The organism is Aeromonas sp. QDB68 (assembly GCF_027707405.1).
GTDB lineage: Bacteria > Pseudomonadota > Gammaproteobacteria > Enterobacterales > Aeromonadaceae > Aeromonas > Aeromonas caviae.
Genome location: NZ_JAPCIQ010000257.1, coordinates 1 through 522 on the forward strand (window position 1 = coordinate 1; position 522 = coordinate 522).

Sequence of the window (522 nt, forward strand, 5' to 3'; positions counted from 1 at the left end):
GGCCATCGCCGAGAGTAGCGAGCAGTGCAACCAGCCCATCGGTGCCCGGTTGGTCTTGCTGGCGGATGCGGTGTTTCGTACCCGGCACCGTTGGGAAAGCGGTGCGTTGAGCAAGCAGAAATACCTGCGCAGGCTCGCGCGTTACCGGCAAAGCTGGCGAAGCCAGTTGGAGCGCGGCGCCCTGTTGTGCAGCAAACGCTACCGTGGACGATGCCAGTTGCTGCTGCGGGATGACGAGATGCTGTGGCGGTTTATGACTGACGACGAAATAGCGCTGACCAACAACGAGGCGGAGCGGGCGCTGCGTGGCTATGTGCTCTGGCGCAAGGGTAGCTACGGCGTGTGGTCTCACCGGGGCGAGCTGTTTCGCCAGCGCATCCTGTCGTTGGTGGAGACCGGCAAGCGATTGGGCCGCTGCCCACAGGAGTGGTTGAGGGCCGTGGTCAGGGCGTGCATCGAGAAGACAGATTATCCCATCCCGGCAGAACTGATGCCGTCAACCCCGTCCTGGTGAATAGATAC

At 62.5% G+C, this 522-nt stretch carries 1 protein-coding gene; it reads left to right on the plus strand.

Translation table 11 applies throughout. From position 1 onward, the window contains the following. The coding region (locus PG892_RS22530; RefSeq protein ID WP_210538931.1) for an IS66 family transposase at window positions 1-514 on the plus strand (514 nt) is incomplete at its 5' end. Between the last annotated feature and the right edge of the window lie 8 nt (window positions 515-522).